Source organism: Citrobacter sp. Ce129, from assembly GCF_030334545.1.
Classification (GTDB): Bacteria; Pseudomonadota; Gammaproteobacteria; order Enterobacterales; family Enterobacteriaceae; genus Citrobacter; species Citrobacter europaeus.
Window position 1 is genome coordinate 1 of the sequence record NZ_JAOWDS010000065.1, and the last position, 21,356, is coordinate 21,356.

Consider the following 21,356-nt stretch of genomic DNA (forward strand, 5'->3'; position numbering starts at 1 on the left):
ACCTCCGTCAGCGTCACCAACGCCGGTGGGAAAGGGGCCGCCACGATTGATGGGATCGAAGTTATTCATGTTGATGGCGCATCGGACGGTGAGTTCACCCAGGCTGGCCGTATTGTGGCAGGGGCATATGACTACAGCCTTGGGCGCGGTCAGGATGAGAACAGTGGCAACTGGTATCTGACCAGCGGCAAAACCAATCCGGATCCCGAACCAAATCCGGATCCCGATAAAGATCTGCGCCCGGAAGGCGGCAGCTACACGGCTAACCTGGCGGCAGCCAACAACATGTTCGTCACCCGTTTGTACGATCGCCTGGGCGAAACGCAGTATACCGATGCCCTGACCGGCGAGCAGAAAGTCACCAGTATGTGGATGCGCCACGTTGGCGGGCACAACAACTGGCGTGACGGCAGCGGCCAGCTGAAAACCCAGAGCAACCGTTATGTATTGCAGCTGGGAGGTGACATTGCGCAATGGAGCCAGAACGGACTTGACCGCTGGCACCTGGGCATGATGGCGGGCTACGGGAACGACCACAGTAACACCCGGTCATCACGCACGGGTTATCGTTCCCGGGGTTCAGTCAATGGCTACAGTACCGGCGTGTATGCCACATGGTATGCCAATGATGCGTCGCATAACGGCGCCTGGCTGGACAGCTGGGCTCAGTACAGCTGGTTTGATAACAATGTTAAAGGCGATGACCTGCAGGGCGAGTCATATAAATCGAAAGGGGTGACCGCCTCGCTGGAAATGGGATATGCCCAGAAAATGGGCGAATTTGCCGGCAGTCATGGCACGCTGAATGAATGGTACATCCAGCCTCAGGCGCAGGCGGTCTGGATGGGCGTGAAGGCGGACGATCATCAGGAAAGCAACGGCACCCGTATCACCAGCAACGGTAACGGCAATGTACAGACCCGGCTGGGCCTGAAAACCTGGATTAAGAGCCATCATCAGATGGATAACGGTAAAGAGCGTGAATTCCAGCCGTTTGCCGAACTGAACTGGCTGCACAATTCACGTGATTTCAGTACGACCATGGACGGCGTGAATGTTCGTCAGGACGGGGCGAAAAATATCGCCGAGGTAAAAGTGGGTGTGGAAGGACAGGTGAGTCCGCGTCTTAATCTGTGGGGCAACATCGGGGTCCAGGCTGGCGACAAAGGCTATAACGACAGCGCTGCGATGGTCGGTGTGAAATGGAACTTCTAAGCTGATTCTGCCGGGCAAGTTCAGCCAGACTGGCGTATGTCAGTCTGGTTATTTTAAACCCAATAATGAGTGCAATTATTCTTTTGATGAAAGTTTGTACGGGAATACATGCAGAGCGTTGGCTGCGATGGGATAAACGCCAAGGCCTTCAGTTCTGGCTTTGATTTCCTCGAATGAGAGTGAAGGGGAGGGTTCTCGTCCGCCCCACAAATTAATACCTTCAGGAACATCGTCCCGGCTGTACTCCTCGGCGATCTCGATAGTGCCGCCGCTATTCAATTCGATGACAACGCTTTTTCCGTCAACAGGAATCAGGTTCCCGTCACTGTCAGTGATAAAGATTTTCATTGGCTCACCTCTTATTCGTATATTTCTATGATAGCAAAATTAGATGATGTACTACGCCGGTTTTGCCATGCTATTTTTAGTGATTTTTTATATACAAATTATACGGTTACGTTTTTATTGGGGAAGAGTGACTGGGCTTATGGCGGTTTCTGTTTCTGTCTACCATGCTCTGTAGAGATAAATTTGAACACGTAAATGTTCATCATCATGAGTTTTCAATTTTCGCCACAGGACACGAGAATGCGCAAAGCATTGTTACCGGTAATTGCTGCAGTGTGCCTTTTATTCATCGGTGTTTTTATTCTCAATATGCAGCTCTGGTATTCCTCCTCGTTGGAAACTCTTGGAGGAGCCAGATATGCCGCGAAAAATATGGATAACATACTCGATGAGGCTTTCCAGGCAACCGGTACAGCCATGCGTATCGCTGAAAAAAAATGCGACCAGGATGCTCAGTACCAACTTGGAACCGAGGCAGCGCTTCGGCCTCATTTGCGAACGCTGATCATTATCCGGCAGGGGAAAGTTTGGTGTACGTCTTTGCCGGGGAATAGGATCTTACTTAAGCGAATTCCTGTAATAACTGATTCAAATTTGCTGCTGACTCCCGCAGGCAATACGGAAAACGAGATACCCGTTCTGCTGTATCAAACTCGTTTTCAAACCAGTCGTATTATTGTCACGATCAGTGGGGTGCATATTCGTGGCGCTCTAAAAGTTCCATTAAAGGGTGCGGCATACTCACTGCTCGTGGGCGATAACGTACTCGGTTTAGTGGGCGATGTGAAAACCGTCACAGCAAGTACTCGTACGTCTGGACAGGTGAATTCCGCAAAGTATCCGTTCAGTATTATTTATAATAAACCACCATTATTTAGTGCAAAAAGGCTGGTTACACAAGGCTCAGGAATTTTGGTTTTTGTCCTGTTAATTTCTGTTGCAGCTGCTTATGCCATTGATAAGTATCTGAACAAGAATGATACCCCCGAAGAAACGTTGCGTAGGGCGATAGCAAAAGGAGAGATCGTGCCTTTTTATCAACCTATCGTAAATGGTCGAGAGGGGACGTTACGTGGCGTTGAAGTGCTGGCCCGATGGAAACATCCGAAGGTCGGGTATATCTCTCCCGCTTCCTTTATTCCCATCGCCGAAAAGTCAGGTCTGATCGTGCCGCTAACACAAAGCCTGATGAGGCAGGTCGCTGCGAATATGAACTCTATTTCCAGCAAATTGCCACCCGGCTTCCATGTCGGTATTAACTACAGCGCATCCCATATCATATCCCCTACATTCGTGCATGAGTGCCTGCAATACAGGGACAGTTTTAACCACGATGATCTCAATCTGGTCATCGAAGTCACTGAGCGCGAACCGCTGGATGTGGACGAGGATCTTGTGCAGAGACTCAATACGCTCCATGAAAATGGCTTTGTGATCGCCTTGGATGATTTTGGTACCGGTTATTCTGGCCTTTCTTATTTGCATGATTTGCATATTGATTACATCAAGATCGATCAGAGCTTTGTGGGAAGGGTAAATGAGCATCCCGATTCAACCCGGATTTTAGATTGTGTACTTGAACTGGCACGTAAACTGTCTTTAAGCATCGTTGCAGAAGGGGTTGAAACAAAGGCGCAGCTTGATTACCTGAATAAAAACAATATCGTTTTCCTGCAAGGATACTATTTCTATAAGCCCGTAACTTTCACTGAGTTCGTCATTATTCTGCTGTCAAAACCTAAAGTGAATGTTTTTGTCGAATAAAACTGGATTAACTCGGTACCAGAAGAATATCTGTTGCCTTATAGATCTTGAGCTCCTGCTGACTGAGATACATGTGATAGCTCGGCCAGCAGGATTTGTAAAAATTAGAACTGATAGTTTAGAGAAACCCAGTAGTTACGACCTGGGTTTACGTATCCGGTTGTAGATTGCGCAGTTTGATAATAATCACCTGCGTAGGTGCTATTACGGCCCACCTGGTACAGTTTGACTTCACTAAAGTCTTTATCCAGCACGTTATTAATCGCTGTATTAAGCGTCAGGTCTTTGGTCAGCTTATAAGACATCCCCATGTCGAGAACGGTCCAGGCTTTTAAATCAGCGCCTTTGTCGTCATATACGGCCTTTTGTACCGCGCTGAGGTTGTCGTAATTTTCGGTAAAGCGTGGAGCTTTACCGCGATAACGTGCGCTCAGCCAGGCGTTCATATCTTCCGTTGCCTGCCAGTTCAGGCGGGCGTTAGCCATATGTTTTGGCGTGTAACTTAATGGCGCGCCTTTATTGTCACCATCTTTTTGCTTGCTCTGGGTGTAGGTATAGTTGAGGGATAAGGTCAGCACATCTGACCACAGCGGGAAGGTGCTGGCAAATTCAACGCCATCGGTCCTTGCCTTGCCGCTGTTGGTATAGCTGTTGGTATTATCATCGATAGAATATGAGACAATTTTGTTTTTATATTCGGTATAGAAGCCAGTAACGTTGGCGTTAAGCCCTGCATCGTTCTCGTAATACAGCCCGGTTTCGTAGCTGAGACTTTCCTCCGGTTTGAGGTCCGGGTTACCGACCGTATTCACCGTTCCTTGCGCAGTTACGCCGCTGATCCCGTTATGCAACTGGCTCAGCGAGGGGGCTTTATAACCTGTCGTTACGCCACCTTTGAGCGTCCATTCGTCGGAAACATCCCAGACCATATACGCTCGTGGGCTGAGATGACCGCCAAAGACATCGTTATGCTCATAGCGTGTTCCTGCGGTTAAGGCCAGCGAATCGAGAATATGCCATTCATCTTCCGCATAGGCTGCCCACGTTTTTTGGTGGAACGTCTCACCGGTATTGGCCAGCACCACACCATCTTTCATTCGTGCATCCCAATATTCCCCACCGAGGGTTAAGAGGTGCGAATCACCCAATGGCGTCAGCAGCACTGAGTCCAGGATGACGTTGGTGTTCTTCAGTTCACGCGCATCACCGGCCCGGCCTGCGTTCTCTGGCGTGAGTGCCGAGGAGACCAGTTGTCGGCCTTTGTTCTCGGTTTCATTCCAGCCGAGGGAGGATTTCCAGGTGCCGAAGGTTAAGGCGGTATCGTGACCGAGGGTAACTTTGTTACGCTCGTAGCGCAGCGTTTTGTCGTAACCCCCCGTCAGGTTTCCTAATTGACCGTCGTCGTTGTCATAGCGCTGTCTGGCAGAATCGAGATCTAACCACAGCGTATTGTTTTCATTCGTTTTCCAGTCGAGGCGCGTACCGATGTTATAGTTTTCCGATTCGGTCGGATAAGGTACGCGGGTGGAGGCGGTATCGCTCAGGGAGGTGACGCTAGAACCCTGACGCTGGGTTGTGCTCCCCCGAACCTGCATATCCAGTACGCCCGCGATTAACGGGCCGCTTGACCAGAAATTGGCGACCGTACTGTTACCCCATTTATTACTCTCTTGCAGGTTAACGCCAGTATTGATGGAGGTGCTCCATTTATCGGTGCTTTTTTTGGTGATGATATTCACTACGCCACCGATTGCGTCGGAGCCATAAAGCGTCGACATCGGGCCGCGGATCACTTCAATATGGTCGATTGCCGCCAGCGGAGGCATAAAGCTGGTATTCATGGCAGAGAAGCCGTTTGGCGTCACGTCGCTGCTGCCGTTTTGACGAATACCGTCAATCAGGATCAAGGTATAGCTGGCGGGCATACCGCGGATGCTGACCTCCAGCCCACCGGTTTTACCGGTACTGCTTTCAACATCGACCCCTTCAACAGAACGCAGAGCTTCGCCTAAGTCATTATATTTATTGGTTTGTAACTCTTGCTGCGAAATAACGGAGACGCTGGCAGCGGCGTTGGTGATTTTCTTTTCGTAACCGGAAGCGGTTACCACCATGACATCTTCAGCGAAGACCAGAGGACTAGAAAATCCTAAACAGGACAGAACAACAGAAGCAACAGGTTTTAAGCGCATAGTCAAACTTCCTTTGTTAAAATTCAAAGGCAGTAAGATAATTGATGGGAATGATAATACAAATAATTATCATTATGTATTTACATAACTTATCACTTCTGGTCTTTTTCTTGAATAAATATACATAAATTGTCATTAATTTGAGCTAAGGGAATAGCGGAAAAGACCAATAATTAGTATTTGCAATCATTAGGTTGTTATTAATTTGCCATTAATTAAATGGCTAACTTTTGCTCTGTTTCTGTAATTCAGTGCGTACTCATAACGGAGTATCAGAAAAAAGTATGATAATTTTAGAGAATCGTCATACTTTTCTGCGCCGCATCATTTTTTTCGTCATTTCTGTCCGCCATAATCCCTTCCCCAGGAGACCGTTAAACGACAAGACATCGTTGAGCGGCATAAAAATAACGTAAATCTGGATAACATAATGATCAAAGGCAAGCTGGCACTGCTTACGTGCGCATTGACTCTCGCATTAACCTCACCACTTCTCGCCGCGCAAAATGCGAGCGAAGGGCAGACGTTAAAACTGGCAATTGGACCGGAGCCAACGGAAGGGTTTGACCCGATGTTGGGCTGGAGTCATGGCAGCTATTTGCTTTTGCACGCACCATTATTAAAACAAAATGCAGATATGAGCTGGGGAAACCTGCTGACGGAAAAAGTAGAGACCAGCGCAGATGGCAAAACCTGGACATTGACGTTAAAACCCGACCTTAAATTCTCTGATGGATCCCCGCTAACCGCGGAAGATGTGGTGTTCACCTATAACAAAGCCGCAAAAAGCGGCGGCAAAATCGACATGGGGAACTTCAACCATGCCAGCCTGAAAGATAACCGCACGGTAGAAATTACGCTGCGCAGCCCGCAGAGCACCTTTGTAAACGTGCTGGGTTCTTTGGGTATTGTCCCGGAAAAACGGTATGACGAAAAAACCTTCGCCAAAAATCCAATAGGCGCGGGTCCTTATCGGCTGGTGAGTTTTCAGCCGGGGCAGCAGTTGATCGTGGAGGCTAACCCCTGGTATGCCGGTAAGAAAAATGATTTCAGTAAGCTGGTGTTTGTCTTCCTTGATGAAGATAACGCTTATGCCGCAGCGCGCAGTGGCCAACTGGGACTCGTGCGTATTGCGCCGTCGATGGCAGTCGCCCCTCAGCAGCAGAATTTGAAGCTTTGGGTTCGCGACAGCGTGGAAAACCGTGGCATTGTGTTCCCGATGGTTCCTGCGGGTAAAAAAGACGCCAATGGTTACCCAATTGGTAACGATATCACTGCCGATGTCGCTATCAGACGCGCCATCAATTACGCCATTGACCGTAAGCAGATTGCCGAACAGGTCATGGAAGGCCATGCGATTCCGGCGTATAGCGCGGTTCAGGGCCTGCCATGGCAGGGGCAGTCCGTCGCGTTCAACGATGGCGACAGCGAAAAAGCACGGACGATTCTGGAAGAGGCCGGCTGGAAGGTGGGGAAAGACGGCGTACGAGTGAAAGACGGCAAAGAAGCTCGCCTGACGCTGTGGTACGCCAGCGGTGACAGCACGCGCCGGGATTTAGCCGAAGCCGTACGTGCAATGCTGGAGCCCGTGGGTATTCAGATCTCGCTGCAATCCGGAAGCTGGGAAACCGTTGAGCGCCATATGCATGCGAATCCGACGCTGTTTGGCTGGGGAAGCCTGGATCCGATGGAGCTTTTCCATCACTACAGTAATCAGGCCGCGGGCGTGGAATACTACAATCCGGGCTATTACAGTAATCCCGTTGTTGAACAGCATCTTAAACAGGCTATTGACGCTCCGGACTGGCAAAAAGCATTGCCTTTCTGGCAACAGGTGGAGTGGGATGGCAAGCAAGGGGCCGGCGTGCAGGGCGATGCCGCCTGGGCCTGGCTGCTGAACATTCAGCACACTTACCTGGCTAATCCGTGTATTGACCTGGGCAAAGGCGCACCGGAAATTCACGGCAGCTGGTCACTGCTCAATAATCTGGACGAATGGACCTGGACCTGCCGTTGATGAAGTCTGTTGTGGGCCATTTTCTACGGCTGATAGTGCTATTAGTGCTGGTTGCGGCTGGCACTTTTTTGCTGCTCAGTTTTTCTCCTGTCGATCCGATTCGCGCCTATATCGGCAACGATCTCCTGCACGTGCCGCCGGAACAATATGCGCGGATCGCTGCTCGCTGGGGATTGGACCAGCCGCTATGGGAGCGTTTTGTTCACTGGTTTATACGCGTATTGCAGGGCGATCTCGGCTATTCAATGTTATTTAATGCGCCGGTTGCCAGCGTGATTAAAGAGCGCTTTGCTACCTCGTTTGCGCTACTTGGCGGCGCGTGGTTACTTTCCGGTGTACTGGGAACGGTGATGGGATTTGTCGCGGGTCGCTACCTGAATCGCTGGCCGGATAAAGCAATTTGTCGCCTCAGCTATTTGCTTTCTTCGCTGCCGACCTTCTGGATTGGCATGCTGTTACTGGCGTTATTTGCTGTGCGCTGGCCGGTATTTCCGGTCTGCTGCGCGTGGGAGCCGGGCAACAGCGGCGATATGGCCACGCTGACTGAGCGTCTGCGCCATCTGGTGCTTCCCGTTTGCGCGCTAAGTTTGCTGGGACTGGGACAAATTACGCTTCACACGCGGGAAAGTATCGCCAGCGTGATGAAAAGTGATTTTGTTCGTTTTGCGCGTTCTCAGGGAGATAAAGGCTGGTCGCTGTTGCGTCATCAGGTTCTGCGCCACGCTATCACGCCAGCGCTGTGCCTGCAGTTTGCTTCGCTGGGAGAACTACTGGGCGGCGCGCTGCTGGCGGAAAAAGTGTTTGCTTACCCGGGACTGGGACAGGCCACTATTGATGCCGGGTTACGCGGCGATCTGCCGTTACTGATGGGGATAGTGTTGTTCAGTACCGTATTGGTGTTCATTGGCAACTCGCTGTCAACCTGGCTTATCCATGCGTTGAATCGCGCTCTGGAGCGACCTGATGCTCTATAACCCAACGCCGACGCTAATTCGTCTTTTGTTCTCTTTTAGCTGCCTGCTTTTTATTGCGGTGTATGGCGCAGCGACGCTGGATAATCCGTTGAGCGTTAATCTGCTTGCCCGTCATCTGCCACCCGATGCGCTTTACTGGTTTGGCACCGATAACCTGGGTCGCGATTTGTGGACACGATGCTTTCAGGGCGCGTTAACCAGTCTGCAAATTGGTATTGGCGCGGCGTTGTGCAGCGGCTTCATCGCATTAATGATGGCGGCGGTTTCGCGCATACATCCGCGTCTGGATGTGCTTATGCGTCTGATTACCGATGCCATGCTGTCGATGCCGCATCTGCTGTTGCTCATTTTGATCTGCTTCACGCTGGGTGGCGGGAAAAACGGGGTGATCATGGCGGTTGCGCTGACCCACTGGCCGCGACTGGCGCTGATCCTGCGTGCCGAAGCGCAGCGCGTGGCTCATAGTGACTATCTGACGCTGACCTGGCGTCTGGGACACGGACATTTTTACTGCTGGCGGCACCACTATCTACCCGCATTATTACCCCAGTGGTTAACGGGAACATTGCTGATGTTTCCCCACGCGGTGTTGCACAGCGCGGCGTTAAGCTTCCTCGGTTTTGGGCTGGCGCCGCATGAACCGTCACTGGGCCTGCTGCTGGCGGATGCGCTGAGATTTATCAGTCATGGCGACTGGTGGTTGGTGCTGTTTCCAGGACTGATGCTGTTCAGTCTGGTGATGTTATTTGATCAGCTCGCAAGGGCGGTGCATCGTTTATGGTTACGAGGTGACGCATGTTGAGTTTAAGACAGGTTTCGCTGGATGTAGCGCGTTATCGCTGGTACGGCGCGAAACAATGGTCTTCGCTGTTGCAGGATATCTCTTTTGACGTAGCGCCTGGTCAGATGGTGGCGCTAGTTGGGGGAAGTGGGGAAGGGAAGAGTCTGCTGCTGCAATGCCTGCTCGATCTCTTACCGGATAATTTGCGCTTCCAGGGGGCTATCACCCTTGAGGGCAAAACGCTGGACAACGATGATATTCGTAAATGTCGCGGCAATACCTTCACTTATGTCCCGCAAGGCGTTCAGGCGCTTAACCCGCTGCTCTCGATTGAAAAGCATCTGCGCAGGGCAAGCCAGCTTTCTGGCCAGCAATGGAATGCCGGAAAAATTGACCGATTGCTCCAGCGTAGCCGACTGGAAAGTCAGGTATTAGATGCTTTCCCGCGCCAGCTTTCAGGGGGGATGGCGAAACGTGTTCTGGCCTGTCACGCATCTCTGAGTCAGGCTCGCTATATTCTGGCGGATGAAATTACCGCCTGGCTTGATGCGCCGCTGGCGAATCAACTGCTTGAACAACTGCGCGAGCTTTGTGAGCACGGGGCAGGCGTTTTGTGGGTAACGCATGACCTCACGCTGGCGGCCCGTCATGCGGATCGTATTGTCGCGCTGCATCAGGGTAGGGTGTCGGATAACGTCAGCCGGGAGCAGCTGTTACGCGGAGAGATTAGCGAGCATCTGCAACGACAATGGCGGGCGCTGCCTGAAAGAAATCAACTTTTTGGAGAGCGCGATGCTGTGCTGTCGTGATGTTACGATTTGTCAGGGGGGAAAAGTGTTATGGCAAAATCTGACCTTCTCTCTGCCCCCTGGAGAACGCATTGGGATTTGCGCGCCCAGCGGAACCGGAAAAACGACGCTGGGACGCGTGCTGGCGGGTTGGCAAAAGCCGACCTCGGGTGACATTGTTGTTGATGAGCAACCGCTGCCAATGCACCAGTATTGCCCGGTGCAACTGGTGCCCCAGCATCCGGAATTAACCTTTAACCCCCGGCGCAGCACCGGCGATGCGGTTCATGATGCCTGGCGACCTGATGCTGAAATGCTTACCCGTCTTCACATCAACTCAGAGTGGTTGGATCGCCGTCCCGGACAGCTTTCCGGCGGTGAACTGGCGCGAATTGCCTTACTTCGCGCGCTGGATCCGCGGACACGTTTTCTTATTGCCGATGAAATTACCGCCCAGCTCGATCCTTCCATCCAACGGGATATCTGGGCGCTGCTGCTTGAAGAATGTCAGCGTCGGCCATTAGGTATGCTAATTATCAGCCATCAGCAGGCGTTGCTTGATCAGATCTGCACGCGAGCGCTACTCTCTTCGGACGATTCATCCTTTCAGGCTAATATCTAACGTGAGCGTAAAATCAATTGGTTTGGCTGCGCTATTATGCGGTGCAGTTGTTGTTGCCGCGCATGCTTCGATTCAGGTGGGCTTTTCGCCGGAAGGTTCGGCCCGGGTTTTAGTGCTGGATTCGATTAACCATGCGCAGCGCAGCATCGATATGATGGCTTATTCATTTCAGTCGGCAGATATTGTTCAGGCCCTGGTAGATGCCGAAAAGAGGGGCGTTGTTGTTCGGGCGGTTATCGATAAAAAACGAAATCAGGGCAAGGTCAGCCAGAAGGCCATCGCTTTCGCTGCCGCGAATGGGGTCGATGTGCAACTGGATGGCCACTACCACATCCAACATGACAAAGTAATGATAATAGATGGCGACACACTGGAAACCGGCTCGTTCAACTTTGCCAAATCTGCAGAATTTGCCAACTCCGAAAATGTGCTGATCGTTCGTGGCGAACCTGCCGTTATAGCGCAGTATCAGGCCCATTTTGACAGTCGTTGGAAAATCGCACACCGGAGCGTTGAATAGTTTTCACAACGGCGTTGATTTAAATGTAACGTTATATTATAACAATTCACTCGCAAATGATTTGAGGGTGAAATTTTGGTTATTCGTTTTAAAAAAATGACAATCGCTCTGGGGATGCTTTTAGTCAGTGGTTCGGTTTTGGCGCATGGTCATCATTCCCATGGTGCGCCAATGAGTGAGGCAGAACAAAAGGCGTCGGAGGGGGTATTTGATGATAACCAGGTGCAGGACAGGGCGCTGACCGACTGGGATGGCATGTGGCAATCCGTCTATCCGTATCTGGTCAGCGGCGAGCTTGATCCGGTATTCAAAAAGAAAGCGGAGAAAGATAAAAGCAAAACGGCAGAACAAATTAAAGCTTATTATCGTACAGGCTATGCAACCAACGTAGACTCCATTGGCATAGAAAATGGCGTGATGGAATTTCACACCGGTAATCAGGTTGCATCGTGCAAATACGACTATGCCGGGTTTAAAATCTTGCACTATAAATCAGGCAAGAAAGGTGTACGGTATTTGTTTGAGTGTAAAGCCGCTGACAGCAAAGCACCTAAATACGTGCAATTCAGCGATCATATTATCGCACCGCGTAAATCCAGCCACTTCCATATCTTTATGGGAAATACCTCGCAGGCAGCCTTGCTTGAAGAGATGGAAAACTGGCCTACCTACTACCCTTATCAGTTAAAGGGCGAAGAGGTTGTGGATGAGATGCTGCACCACTGATCCAGATTAACCTTATCTGTACACACCCGCCACCAGTGGCGGGTTTTTTTAATTAATAACCTTCTCTTTCCATCACCTGTCGCATTCGTTAGCATATTGTATTGCAGCAAGTGCATGTGTTTTTTCAGGAAGAGGTTAACGTGTTCGCAGAGTATGGAGTTCTGAATTACTGGACGTATCTGGTGGGGGCTATTTTTATCGTGCTGGTACCGGGGCCAAATACGATATTTGTGCTGAAGAACAGCGTCGGTCGGGGAGTGAAGGGCGGTTATCTCGCAGCCAGCGGTGTGTTTATCGGTGATGCCGTGTTGATGTTTTTGGCCTATGCCGGCGTTGCCGCATTGATCAAAACAACGCCCGTTTTGTTTAACATCGTTCGTTACCTCGGCGCGTTCTATTTACTGTATCTTGGCGCGAAGATCCTGTATGCAACACTGAAATCGAAAGCAGGCGACGCCGCGCCAGAGGAAGTCCCGTTTGGTGCCATTTTTAAACGCGCACTCATTCTGAGTCTGACCAATCCCAAAGCTATTCTGTTTTATGTTTCGTTCTTCGTGCAGTTTATTGATGTCAATGCGCCGCACTCAGGACTGTCGTTCTTTATTTTGGCTATTACGCTTGAGATAGTGAGCTTTTTCTACCTGAGCTTCCTTATTTTCTCCGGCGCGTTCGTGACGCAGTATATCCGTACGAAGAAAAAATTGGCCAAAGTGGGTAATTCCCTTATCGGTCTGATTTTCGTTGGTTTTGCCGCTCGTCTGGCCACGCTTCAGTCGTGATGCTATCGGCCCGCTGATTGCGGCGGGCCTTCGATATGATGCTCTGCTTTTCATTGATAATCGTATGGTTATAACCAATAAATGGTATTTTAAATGTATATTTTGAGGCGTACCCTGTGTACAGCAGCGGTTCAATAAGACTCGCTGGTTGTCGACTGGAAAAGGGAAGAAAAATGCTTCAAATTCCACAGAATCATATCCATACACGCTCTACTCCATTCTGGAACAAAGAAACGGCGCCTGCCGGAATTTTCGAACGCCACCTTGATAAAGGAACCCGGGCCGGGGTTTATCCTCGACTTTCGGTTATGCAGGGGGCGGTCAAATATCTCGGATATGCAGATGAACACAGTCCGGAGCCAGTAGAGGTGATGGTTATTGAAGCCGGTCAGTTTGGCGTTTTTCCACCGGAAAAATGGCATAACATCGAAGTGATGACCGACGACACTTACTTTAATATCGATTTTTTCGTTGCCCCGGAAGTTCTGATGGAGAGCGCAAATCAACGAAAAGTCGTGCGCACCGGCAAGGAGTAAATCATGGGTAAAGCAACCTATACCGTAACAGTGACCAATAACAGCAACGGTGTTTCTGTTGATTATGAAACAGAGGCGCCTATGACATTACTGGTGCCGGATGTGGCAGCAGAAGTGGTCAAAGATCTGGTCAACACCGTGCGTTCGTACGATACCGAGAATGAGCACGAAGTCTGCGGGTGGTAAGCGTTAGCTACTGCTACTGATTGAATTCATTAGTTTTTAATCTAAAAGCCGCATTGCGTTTCGATGGCGCAGTGCGGCTTTTTTATCCGCGCGAAACACGAATGTGTCCGGAAAAGGATTCCTTAAGAATACCTTAAGAAATTCGCATTGATTGCTAATAGTTGATCATTCACAGGGGTTATGATCGCGAAACAGTAACAATACAGAACATCGCGCTTATGAAACTCAATACCCGACTTACATTATCCACAATCATTCTTGGACTGGTCATTGTCGCAATCCCGTTCGTCGCGAACTGGCATCTACCGCTGCTCAACGGGACTGTCGTCAAATGGATTGAAAATGGCCAGGCGCTTTGGCTGCTGTTTGGCGCGGTATTTACTCTTATCTACATCCGACCTTTATCACGTCCTGTAGGCGAGAAGCAATTTTGGCTTTGGGCGGCAGCGTGGTGGGTGGTCTTGCTGGGCCGAAGTACCAGTTGGGGACGCGATTACTTCCCTGAGCATCCTAAACTTCTGTTCAGAGCTATCTCAGTTGTATTAATTGCCATGCTTATTCTGCCGGTGCTGCTGTCGAAGCACTTACGCCAGGATATTGCCCGCCGTGTGCGTAATGAACCGTTACCGCTCTGGCTGTTGGCGATCACCACCTGTGCATTTTTAATCTCTGATACGGTGGAGCATCATCGTCTGCTGGCCCCCATCTTTCTGCACAATGCACAGTATGGCGATCTGATTGAAGAATTGTATGAGCTACCGTTTATGGCGGGATTGTTCCTGATGAACCTGGGCTTTATGCGACGTGATAAGCAGGAGGAAACTGCTTCCATCCGTTTTAGTGAAGCCCAGCTGGCGAAGTAATGAGATAAGGCCTGAGTCTGGAAAGTTAGACTCAGGCGATGATGGCGCTGACTTACGCAATAGCCTCACACAGGCGTGATTTCATGTCATTATACGTTTGCGCGGCATATTTCTCTGCCCATCCCTGATCGGTAATGTGCTCAATATTCACGGCGCAATATTTAGTTTCCGGCGTTTTCGAAATAGGATCAAGGTTATCCTGGGTTAACTCGTTACACGCGCCAATCCACCATTGATAAGTCATATAGACTGTTCCGGCATTGATGCGCTCGGAGACGTCTGCGCGGCTGATGACCTTACCCCGACGCGAGCTGACCCATACCAGGTCACGATGACGAATACCCAGCTTTTCTGCATCATGGGTATTGATTTGCACATATCCAGGCTCGTCTGCCAGCGCTTGCAACGCTGCACAGTTGCCGGTCATCGAACGGCAGGAGTAGTGCCCGACCTCGCGCACCGTACACAGTACCAGCGGATATTTGTCATCAGGAACTTCTGCGGGCGCTCGCCACTGTGCGGCAAACAGTTTGCCTTTGCCATTGGCGGTATCAAACTGGCTGTGCGCGTAAAGGTATGGTGTTCCAGGACTATCGAGATCCGTGCATGGCCACTGAACATGCCCCATCTCACCCATTTTCTCATAGGTCACGCCGTAGAACAGGGGGCATAGTTCGCGCATCTCATCCCAGATTTGCTGGTTATTTTGATACTGCATTGGATAACCCATTTCGCTGGCCAGCAGGCTGATAATCTCCCAGTCACGCTTTACATCACCGGTGGGGTCAATCGCTTTCTCAAAACGCTGGAAGCCGCGATCGGCACAGGTAAAGACGCCGCCGTGTTCGCCCCATGAGGTGGCAGGCAGTAGAACATCAGCCATTTCCGCCGTTTTAGTCATGAATATATCCTGCACGACGACAAAATCGAGCGCGTTAAATCCTTCGCGGACCAGACCCAAATCGGCCTCGGTTTGCAGCGGATCTTCTCCCATGATGTAGTAGGCTTTGATTTTACCTTCGATAGCCAGATGCGGAACTTCGGTGATACGGGTCCCGACCTTGTCATCCATCTGATTAACATCGATGCCCCAGGCGGTGGCGAATTTCTCCCGAACGGCAAAATCGGTCACGTCCTGATACCCTGGGAACTGGTTAGGCAGTACCCCCATATCGCACGCGCCCTGCACGTTATTTTGCCCGCGCACCGGGCCAACGCCGACGTTAGGACGTCCCAGATTTCCGGTCAGCAACGCCAGACTCGATAAACCGCGAACCACGTCAACGGCCTGACCAAACTGGGTGACGCCCATTCCCCACATTACGGTTGCCGATGGCGCCGCGGCAAATGTACGCATTGCCTGACGAACCTGTTGTGCTGGAACGCCGGTCAAATGTTCAACAGCTTCAGGCGCATAGTCCTTAACGACTTCCCAATATGTTTCCAGGCCTTCCGCATGCTTTTGCACATATTCGCGATCGTAGAGTTGCTCTTCGATCAGAACATGGCCAAAGGCGTTGACCAGCGCCATATTGCAACCGTTTTTTAACTGCAAATGTTGGTCAGCGATACGGGCGGTTTCAATACGACGCGGGTCGCAGACAATGATTTTTGCGCCGTTCTGGCGAGCTTTAATTACCCGGCGAGCCACGATTGGGTGTGAGTCTGCGCAGTTATAACCAAAGATCAGCAGGCATTTTGAGTTTTCAATGTCGCTGATGGAGTTGCTCATTGCGCCATTGCCTAACGTTTCCTGTAACCCGGCAACGGAAGGACCGTGACAGACGCGGGCACAGCAATCGACATTGTTGGTATGTAGCACGCCACGTGCGAATTTTTGCATCACATAGTTGGTTTCATTCCCGGTGCCTCGGGAAGAACCAGTGGTCATGATGGCGCGAGGGCCATAGGTATTTTTGATTTCAGATAAGCGTTTAGCGGTGTAACGAATGGCTTCATCCCAGCTAACGGGAGTGAATTTTCCACCTTTTTCATAACGGATCATCGGGCGAGTCAGACGAGGGGTCAGAAGGCGAGTATCGTTAAGAAAGTCCCAACCATAGTAGCCTTTCAGGCATAACTGATTTTGGTTTGTTACACCCTCTGCGGCTTCAGCGCGGATGATTTTGTTATTTTCAACGACAAGCTTAAGCTTGCACCCGGCCCCACAGTATGGGCAAACACTGGTGATTTTTTTCATCAATAACAGACCTGTTAAATGCTGAAATAGCGCGAATTGTAGACGCAGCCAAGCGATAGGCATCGCGGGCTACGATTTGTCATGGTGACGGGCTGTTAAAGCATAAAGTGTGCCAGAAGTGAAAACCCAGCAATAGCGGGGCTGACAGCCAAAGCGTTAAGTATGATGACTGACGATTCGACATTAATGACGAGATGCGACAAAAATTTAGCACGTTGCTCAGCAGTCATAACATTATGAAACATCGGAAAAAGATGAAAATCAGAAGTGATGATGATCACAAATTTTAATTTTTCAGCGCTATGCTATGCTTTTATACGACGAGTGAATCGTTAATTTAAAAACATAAGTGAGGAAAATTATGGGCATCATTTCATGGGTGGTTTTCGGTCTTATCGCTGGGATTTTGGCAAAATGGATTATGCCGGGTAAAGATGGCGGCGGATTCTTTATGACCATTATCTTAGGGGTGGTTGGTGCGGTAGTGGGTGGCTGGATAAGTACCCTCTTTGGTTTTGGTAAAGTCGATGGCTTCAACTTCGGCAGTTTCGTCGTAGCGGTTATCGGCGCGATTGTGGTGTTGTTTATCTACAGAAAAATCAAAAGCTAAGTAAACATACAGACAACAGAGGCCACTGATAAGTGGCCTTTTTCTTTGATTACCACCAGCCCAGTTCCGTTCCCAGAACGACGATGATAGCCACCCCAATCATAATCAACGTTGTTTTTTTCATCGTTATGCTCCCGGCGCAGCGTAACCGCCAATAAAAAACCAGGATAAGAAAACGACAGCGGAAATGAAAATGATGACGGGGAAAATAATACCGAGTCGCATACGATTATCTGCCAGAGTGATTTAAAGACGAGCCAGCATAGCAGGGCTTAATGTACGACAAAAGGGGTTTTATCCTGACGTTTCTTATCTTTGTACATAGCGCTGTCTGCAAGGTGAAGCGCACAGTTTACATTAGTCTCCAGCGGATCAATTTCCACGATGCCCAGACTGGCGCCAGGATAAAACAGATGAATGTCACCCAGGAGGTAGTCGCCACAAATTTGCTGATGTAGTTGATTCTTTACCTGCAGCAGGCGATCGCGTTGCTCTTTGTCATCTTCCGGTGACAGGCTAACGACTAAAAATTCATCACCGCCCAGTCGACCAAGAATATCATTGTCACCGCATTCACCAAGCAGGCGCTGACCAATCTGGATCAGGAACTGATCGCCAACCTCATGACCAAAGCGGTCATTGATCAATTTGAAATCATCCAAATCAATATAGGCGACGACTACCTTCTGCCTGAGGTGGCGGGCAAGCGAAAAAAGGGTCTCGACATTTTCAAAGATTGCGCGCCGATTTGGTAATCCGGTCAGGGCATCGGTATAGGAGTGGGCAATCAGCGCGGCATTCGCTTCGCGTAACTGAGCCACCAGCGACTCTTTTTGAATCGACTGGGCGATCAGGCCCGCAAACAGATGTAACACCTGCTCGCCACGTTGGCTCAAGGCATGCTGGCGACGGCTGGTGGCGCAGAGCGTTCCGTAAAATGTTCCGTCGGGAAGATGAACCGGAGTGCTCAGGAAGGTGGTTATCTCCAGCGTGCGGGCGGCGGTGCATTCCGGCCAGCGGGCGGGTACGTTATCGCTGTACAGACAGTTTTCGTCTATGGCGCGTTTGCACAGCGTCTCATCCCACGGTACGGACAGCCCCTCAGGGATCTGCATCTGCTTGCTATTGCGCGCGTACAAAATATGCTGCAGGCGGGCATCTAAATCGACCTTGGTTAAATAGGTGGATTCCATCTCTGTCACCACTTCCAGCATCTCCAGAAGTTGGCGAACCAGACTCTCAACTGACTGCTCCGTAGCTAAGGATTGTGAGACTCTGGCAAGGATCATGTCCGACATGAGGTGTAAATGCTCCTGAGTAATGACTGGGCTGACGTTGCCCGCATGATAGAACATCAAGGTGAAAGATGAAACACGCCATCCAGCACAGAATGTAAACATAAAATGGATAGCTGGCAGGAAAATATGGAGATAGATGTAAAGTCGGGGTAACCTGCCAGGATAAGTTTTTTAACAGGAGTAAATATGAAACTGGCGTCTATTGTTTTGCCCGGCTTGTTGGTGCTGGCGGGATGTACCGCTCAGCCTGAAGCCCCCAAACCACCTAAGATTGGCATGGCGAATCCGGCATCGGTGTATTGCGAACAAAAGGGCGGCTCGCTGATTGCGGTGCAGACCCCACAAGGCGTAAGGTCAGACTGCAAACTACCCGGCGGTGAAGTTATTGATGAATGGGCGCTCTGGCGTAGAGATCATCCGGAAACGGGTAAGTGATACGCGGTCAGCATTGACGTAGCCACTCAGCGAGCACCAGTGCGTGGTTTTGCTGAGTATTTTTCGCCGCATACAGTAGCGTTAAGGTTTGCTGTCGGGCAATCTCTGCGAGACGCTTTCCTTCCTGCTGCTGTTGGGCCAGTTCAGTGCGGTATTGCTCGGAAAAGTGCGAAAAATCAATCAATTCTGCGTGGAACGCCTTACGTAAATCAGATGACGGCGTAAGCGCTTTATTCCATTCATCAAAAACAAGGTCGGTTTTTTTTATCCCGCGAGGCCACAACCGGTCGACCAGTACGCGATAGCCATCATCTTTTTCCGCGGGGTCATACACGCGTTTACATTGAATTTTCATCTTTTCATCCGCTCCTTTAAGCCACTGCTTTGATATATTTCATCACCTTTATTACGGTTAAATAAGATCGTAAAACGTGACCATTATAGCATTCTGCCCGCTCTGACACCCAATTTAAGGGATTGTGATATCAACAAAAAATAGGTAGGCTGAGGCTCCTTATAGTGTCCCTCATTGTCTGGACATAAGGAAAGCTTAATGGAAATTTCCCCAATTAAAGATACGCTTCGCATTGCGCTGGTGGGCGATTACAGTCCCGATATTGTAGCGCACCAGGCTATCCCTCTTGCCATCGATGATGCCGCCGCCGTCCTGGAATTGGTGGCTGATTATGACTGGCTAACCACATCTGATATCAGCAGCAGTGAAGATTTGATCGGCTATGATGCCATCTGGGTCGTTCCTGGCAGTCCATATCGCCATGTTGAAGGGGCGTTGATAGCGATACGCCACGCGCGTGAAAACAGCATCCCATTCCTGGGGACCTGTGGCGGTTTTCAACATGCGGTTCTGGAGTATGCCCGCAACGTGCTGGGCTGGAGCGACGCCGCACACGCGGAGACGGACAGCACGGGTCGGATGGTGATTGCGCCGTTGACCTGCTCGCTGGTAGAAAAAACGGATGATATTGAGCTGCGGGCCAATACGCTGATTGCCAAAGCCTACGGACGGGATGTTATCACCGAGGGGTATCACTGCAACTACGGCGTATCGGAGGATTTTGCCGCCGAGCTTGAAAGCGGCGATCTTCGGGTAACCGGTTGGGATGAAGCTGGTGATATCCGCGCCATTGAGCTGGTGACGCATCCATTTTATGTCGGTACGCTCTTTCAGCATGAACGCGGAGCTCTCGCGGGAAAACCCGTGCCGTTAGTTCAGGCGATGCTGCGCGCCGCGCGTGGATGAAAAAACAGGCAGGTTGTTCATGAACCTGCCCGCTGTATTATGCGTTTGCGATTTCCCGATTGCGTCCCGCGCACAGACCAAACACTGCCATCAGCATCGCTAACACGGCGACACCCGCTAATGGAATCAGCCAGCTACCGTTGAGGTCGTGAATTTTACCCATCAGCGGTGGCCCGCAGGCGGCCAGTAAATACCCAACAGATTGTGCCATGCCGGACAGGGCAGCAGCCTGATGTGCTGAGCTTGCGCGCAGGCCAATAAAGGTCAAGCCGAGGATCATCGTCGCGCCTGAGCCAAAGCCAAACAGGATAGTCCATAGCAATGCCTGGTCTGGCATTACCGCGAATCCTGCCGCGCCGAGGGCGCACATTAACGAAACCAGAGCGGCGATGGCGCGCTGATCCTTAAATCTGTTCAGTACGAGAGGGATTAATAACCCTGGCGCGGCGGTTGCCAACTGCAGTAAACCATGTAACGAACCAGCCTGCGCCTCGCTGTAACCGTGGCTGATCAAAATAGCAGGCAGCCAGCCGATGATCACGTAGTAGATAAGTGAATTGATCCCGAGAAACAGCGTCACCTGCCAGGCGAGGCTTGATCGCCAGATGGCGCGGGAATGCAATGCGCGCGAGTTGCTCAGACTGGCATTGGCCTTCTGACGGCATTGAGGTAACCAGATAATCAGCGCCAGCAGCGGAAAAACCATCAGTACCATCAGCGCACCGCGCCAGCCAAACCCGTTCAACGCCAGCGGAACCACAATAGCTGAACCCAGTGCCGCCGCCGCGCCCATGGTCAATGAGTATGCTCCAGTGAGTTTTGCCACATGCTGAGCAAAATCACGCTTGATCAGCCCAGGTAAAAGCACATTTCCCAGTGCGATTCCGCAACCAATGATGGCGGTGCCACTAAACAGGAACCCAGGTGAGGGTAGCGAACGTATCGCAATACCTGCGCAAATCAGTAGCATAGCGGCAAACAGGCTGCGTTCGATGCCCCAACGGCGCGCAATGGCGGCGGCCAGAGGCGATACCAGAGCAAACGCCAGCAGCGGCAGGGTGGTCAGAAGTCCCGTCTGGGCGGTGCTCAGACCATAATCGGCGCGAATTGCATCCAGCAATGGGGCGGCACCGGTAAAGGTGACGCGCAATGTGGTGGCAATCATCAGGATCCCCGCAATCAGCAAAGCTGCGTTTTTGCCGCGGGAGGAAGGCGTATTTGTCATTTTTTTCTCATATCGT

Annotated in this window: 24 protein-coding genes; 16 read left to right on the forward strand and 8 right to left on the reverse strand. The window is 50.7% G+C overall.

Annotated features, from left to right (window positions below):
- On the forward strand, positions 1-1,215 hold a 1,215-nt coding region (locus OGV77_RS13880; protein ID WP_286502807.1), incomplete at its 5' end, for an autotransporter outer membrane beta-barrel domain-containing protein.
- 75 nt (positions 1,216-1,290) lie between these two features.
- Here OGV77_RS13880 and OGV77_RS13885 read toward each other — a convergent pair.
- Complete coding sequence (locus OGV77_RS13885; protein WP_043016674.1) at positions 1,291-1,563, reverse strand: hypothetical protein; 273 nt, start codon at positions 1,561-1,563, stop codon at positions 1,291-1,293.
- Between the two features lie 240 nt (positions 1,564-1,803).
- On the opposite strand from OGV77_RS13885, the gene pdeG reads away from it, so the two are divergent.
- Positions 1,804-3,327, forward strand: a complete 1,524-nt coding sequence (gene pdeG / locus OGV77_RS13890; RefSeq protein WP_087050674.1) for a cyclic di-3',5'-guanosine monophosphate phosphodiesterase PdeG — start codon at positions 1,804-1,806, stop codon at positions 3,325-3,327.
- Positions 3,328-3,431: 104 nt separating this feature from the next.
- Here pdeG and OGV77_RS13895 read toward each other — a convergent pair whose 3' ends face one another.
- Positions 3,432-5,519 carry a TonB-dependent receptor gene (locus OGV77_RS13895; RefSeq protein WP_047411831.1) on the reverse strand — a complete coding sequence of 696 codons (2,088 nt, stop codon included), beginning with the start codon at positions 5,517-5,519 and terminating at the stop codon, positions 3,432-3,434.
- A 430-nt stretch (positions 5,520-5,949) separates the two neighbouring features.
- Between OGV77_RS13895 and OGV77_RS13900 the strand changes: the two genes are divergently transcribed.
- From OGV77_RS13900 to OGV77_RS13950, 11 genes are all read left to right on the forward strand, one after another.
- Positions 5,950-7,536 carry an ABC transporter substrate-binding protein gene (locus tag OGV77_RS13900; RefSeq protein ID WP_087050673.1) on the forward strand — a complete coding sequence of 529 codons (1,587 nt, stop codon included), beginning with the start codon at positions 5,950-5,952 and terminating at the stop codon, positions 7,534-7,536.
- Complete coding sequence (locus OGV77_RS13905; protein WP_087050690.1) at positions 7,536-8,510, forward strand: ABC transporter permease; 975 nt, start codon at positions 7,536-7,538, stop codon at positions 8,508-8,510. The genes OGV77_RS13900 and OGV77_RS13905 overlap by 1 nt, the downstream gene beginning before the upstream one ends.
- The gene (locus OGV77_RS13910; RefSeq protein WP_043016670.1) at positions 8,500-9,312 is read left to right on the forward strand and encodes an ABC transporter permease; all 813 of its coding nucleotides are present in this window, start codon (positions 8,500-8,502) and stop codon (positions 9,310-9,312) included. The genes OGV77_RS13905 and OGV77_RS13910 overlap by 11 nt, the downstream gene beginning before the upstream one ends.
- The gene (locus tag OGV77_RS13915) at positions 9,306-10,100 is read left to right on the forward strand and encodes an ATP-binding cassette domain-containing protein (protein WP_043016669.1); all 795 of its coding nucleotides are present in this window, start codon (positions 9,306-9,308) and stop codon (positions 10,098-10,100) included. The genes OGV77_RS13910 and OGV77_RS13915 overlap by 7 nt, the downstream gene beginning before the upstream one ends.
- A complete protein-coding gene (locus tag OGV77_RS13920) occupies positions 10,084-10,701 on the forward strand; it encodes an ATP-binding cassette domain-containing protein (protein WP_043016668.1) in 618 nt (205 codons plus the stop codon). The genes OGV77_RS13915 and OGV77_RS13920 overlap by 17 nt, the downstream gene beginning before the upstream one ends.
- A 1-nt stretch (position 10,702) precedes the next feature.
- Positions 10,703-11,221, forward strand: coding sequence for a phospholipase D family nuclease (locus OGV77_RS13925; protein WP_075146029.1), 519 nt, complete (start codon positions 10,703-10,705; stop codon positions 11,219-11,221).
- Positions 11,222-11,317: 96 nt separating this feature from the next.
- Positions 11,318-11,947 carry a metal-binding protein ZinT gene (gene zinT, locus OGV77_RS13930; protein WP_170928010.1) on the forward strand — a complete coding sequence of 210 codons (630 nt, stop codon included), beginning with the start codon at positions 11,318-11,320 and terminating at the stop codon, positions 11,945-11,947.
- 140 nt (positions 11,948-12,087) lie between these two features.
- Positions 12,088-12,726 carry a leucine efflux protein LeuE gene (gene leuE, locus OGV77_RS13935; protein WP_003840862.1) on the forward strand — a complete coding sequence of 213 codons (639 nt, stop codon included), beginning with the start codon at positions 12,088-12,090 and terminating at the stop codon, positions 12,724-12,726.
- A gap of 173 nt (positions 12,727-12,899) precedes the next feature.
- A complete protein-coding gene (gene yeaR, locus OGV77_RS13940; RefSeq protein WP_003030735.1) occupies positions 12,900-13,262 on the forward strand; it encodes a DUF1971 domain-containing protein YeaR in 363 nt (120 codons plus the stop codon).
- A 3-nt stretch (positions 13,263-13,265) separates the two neighbouring features.
- Positions 13,266-13,448, forward strand: coding sequence for a DUF1869 domain-containing protein (locus tag OGV77_RS13945; protein WP_003832433.1), 183 nt, complete (start codon positions 13,266-13,268; stop codon positions 13,446-13,448).
- 218 nt (positions 13,449-13,666) lie between these two features.
- Positions 13,667-14,311 carry a hypothetical protein gene (locus tag OGV77_RS13950; RefSeq protein ID WP_087050671.1) on the forward strand — a complete coding sequence of 215 codons (645 nt, stop codon included), beginning with the start codon at positions 13,667-13,669 and terminating at the stop codon, positions 14,309-14,311.
- 52 nt (positions 14,312-14,363) lie between these two features.
- On the opposite strand, the gene fdhF is transcribed toward OGV77_RS13950, so the two are convergent.
- On the reverse strand, positions 14,364-16,511 hold the full coding sequence (gene fdhF, locus OGV77_RS13955) for a formate dehydrogenase subunit alpha (protein WP_087050670.1): 2,148 nt from the start codon (positions 16,509-16,511) through the stop codon (positions 14,364-14,366).
- Between the two features lie 361 nt (positions 16,512-16,872).
- Between fdhF and OGV77_RS13960 the strand changes: the two genes are divergently transcribed.
- The gene (locus OGV77_RS13960) at positions 16,873-17,121 is read left to right on the forward strand and encodes a GlsB/YeaQ/YmgE family stress response membrane protein (RefSeq protein WP_043016663.1); all 249 of its coding nucleotides are present in this window, start codon (positions 16,873-16,875) and stop codon (positions 17,119-17,121) included.
- Positions 17,122-17,170: 49 nt separating this feature from the next.
- Here the strand turns inward: OGV77_RS13960 and yoaJ are convergent, their stop codons facing one another.
- The 3 genes from yoaJ to OGV77_RS13975 are packed head-to-tail and all read right to left on the reverse strand — an operon-like array spanning position 17,171 to position 18,419.
- Entirely contained in the window at positions 17,171-17,245 is a 75-nt protein-coding gene (gene yoaJ / locus OGV77_RS13965; protein WP_099530266.1) for a protein YoaJ, read from the reverse strand.
- 2 nt (positions 17,246-17,247) lie between these two features.
- A complete protein-coding gene (locus OGV77_RS13970; RefSeq protein ID WP_032941789.1) occupies positions 17,248-17,346 on the reverse strand; it encodes a YoaK family small membrane protein in 99 nt (32 codons plus the stop codon).
- A gap of 47 nt (positions 17,347-17,393) precedes the next feature.
- Complete coding sequence (locus OGV77_RS13975; RefSeq protein ID WP_087050669.1) at positions 17,394-18,419, reverse strand: sensor domain-containing diguanylate cyclase; 1,026 nt, start codon at positions 18,417-18,419, stop codon at positions 17,394-17,396.
- A 186-nt stretch (positions 18,420-18,605) separates the two neighbouring features.
- On the opposite strand from OGV77_RS13975, the gene OGV77_RS13980 reads away from it, so the two are divergent.
- The gene (locus OGV77_RS13980) at positions 18,606-18,854 is read left to right on the forward strand and encodes a putative hemolysin (RefSeq protein WP_047411803.1); all 249 of its coding nucleotides are present in this window, start codon (positions 18,606-18,608) and stop codon (positions 18,852-18,854) included.
- A gap of 7 nt (positions 18,855-18,861) precedes the next feature.
- On the opposite strand, the gene OGV77_RS13985 is transcribed toward OGV77_RS13980, so the two are convergent.
- Entirely contained in the window at positions 18,862-19,209 is a 348-nt protein-coding gene (locus tag OGV77_RS13985; protein ID WP_043016660.1) for a DUF488 domain-containing protein, read from the reverse strand.
- 198 nt (positions 19,210-19,407) lie between these two features.
- On the opposite strand from OGV77_RS13985, the gene OGV77_RS13990 reads away from it, so the two are divergent.
- A complete protein-coding gene (locus OGV77_RS13990; protein ID WP_087050668.1) occupies positions 19,408-20,115 on the forward strand; it encodes a CTP synthase C-terminal region-related (seleno)protein in 708 nt (235 codons plus the stop codon).
- A 37-nt stretch (positions 20,116-20,152) separates the two neighbouring features.
- Here OGV77_RS13990 and OGV77_RS13995 read toward each other — a convergent pair whose 3' ends face one another.
- Complete coding sequence (locus tag OGV77_RS13995; protein WP_087050667.1) at positions 20,153-21,340, reverse strand: CynX/NimT family MFS transporter; 1,188 nt, start codon at positions 21,338-21,340, stop codon at positions 20,153-20,155.
- Positions 21,341-21,356 lie beyond the last annotated feature (16 nt).

What these genes read in the sequence shown, in the direction of transcription:
- OGV77_RS13885 (WP_043016674.1), bottom strand. Translation starts at nt 1,563, where the DNA reads ATGAAAATCTTTATCACTGACAGTGACGGGAACCTGATTCCTGTTGAC.
- pdeG (WP_087050674.1), top strand. Translation starts at nt 1,804, where the DNA reads ATGCGCAAAGCATTGTTACCGGTAATTGCTGCAGTGTGCCTTTTATTC.
- OGV77_RS13895 (WP_047411831.1), bottom strand. Translation starts at nt 5,519, where the DNA reads ATGCGCTTAAAACCTGTTGCTTCTGTTGTTCTGTCCTGTTTAGGATTT.
- OGV77_RS13900 (WP_087050673.1), top strand. Translation starts at nt 5,950, where the DNA reads ATGATCAAAGGCAAGCTGGCACTGCTTACGTGCGCATTGACTCTCGCA.
- OGV77_RS13905 (WP_087050690.1), top strand. Translation starts at nt 7,536, where the DNA reads ATGAAGTCTGTTGTGGGCCATTTTCTACGGCTGATAGTGCTATTAGTG.
- OGV77_RS13910 (WP_043016670.1), top strand. Translation starts at nt 8,500, where the DNA reads ATGCTCTATAACCCAACGCCGACGCTAATTCGTCTTTTGTTCTCTTTT.
- OGV77_RS13915 (WP_043016669.1), top strand. Translation starts at nt 9,306, where the DNA reads ATGTTGAGTTTAAGACAGGTTTCGCTGGATGTAGCGCGTTATCGCTGG.
- OGV77_RS13920 (WP_043016668.1), top strand. Translation starts at nt 10,084, where the DNA reads ATGCTGTGCTGTCGTGATGTTACGATTTGTCAGGGGGGAAAAGTGTTA.
- zinT (WP_170928010.1), top strand. Translation starts at nt 11,318, where the DNA reads ATGACAATCGCTCTGGGGATGCTTTTAGTCAGTGGTTCGGTTTTGGCG.
- yeaR (WP_003030735.1), top strand. Translation starts at nt 12,900, where the DNA reads ATGCTTCAAATTCCACAGAATCATATCCATACACGCTCTACTCCATTC.
- OGV77_RS13945 (WP_003832433.1), top strand. Translation starts at nt 13,266, where the DNA reads ATGGGTAAAGCAACCTATACCGTAACAGTGACCAATAACAGCAACGGT.
- OGV77_RS13950 (WP_087050671.1), top strand. Translation starts at nt 13,667, where the DNA reads ATGAAACTCAATACCCGACTTACATTATCCACAATCATTCTTGGACTG.
- fdhF (WP_087050670.1), bottom strand. Translation starts at nt 16,511, where the DNA reads ATGAAAAAAATCACCAGTGTTTGCCCATACTGTGGGGCCGGGTGCAAG.
- OGV77_RS13960 (WP_043016663.1), top strand. Translation starts at nt 16,873, where the DNA reads ATGGGCATCATTTCATGGGTGGTTTTCGGTCTTATCGCTGGGATTTTG.
- OGV77_RS13970 (WP_032941789.1), bottom strand. Translation starts at nt 17,346, where the DNA reads ATGCGACTCGGTATTATTTTCCCCGTCATCATTTTCATTTCCGCTGTC.
- OGV77_RS13975 (WP_087050669.1), bottom strand. Translation starts at nt 18,419, where the DNA reads ATGTCGGACATGATCCTTGCCAGAGTCTCACAATCCTTAGCTACGGAG.
- OGV77_RS13980 (WP_047411803.1), top strand. Translation starts at nt 18,606, where the DNA reads ATGAAACTGGCGTCTATTGTTTTGCCCGGCTTGTTGGTGCTGGCGGGA.
- OGV77_RS13985 (WP_043016660.1), bottom strand. Translation starts at nt 19,209, where the DNA reads ATGAAAATTCAATGTAAACGCGTGTATGACCCCGCGGAAAAAGATGAT.
- OGV77_RS13990 (WP_087050668.1), top strand. Translation starts at nt 19,408, where the DNA reads ATGGAAATTTCCCCAATTAAAGATACGCTTCGCATTGCGCTGGTGGGC.
- OGV77_RS13995 (WP_087050667.1), bottom strand. Translation starts at nt 21,340, where the DNA reads ATGACAAATACGCCTTCCTCCCGCGGCAAAAACGCAGCTTTGCTGATT.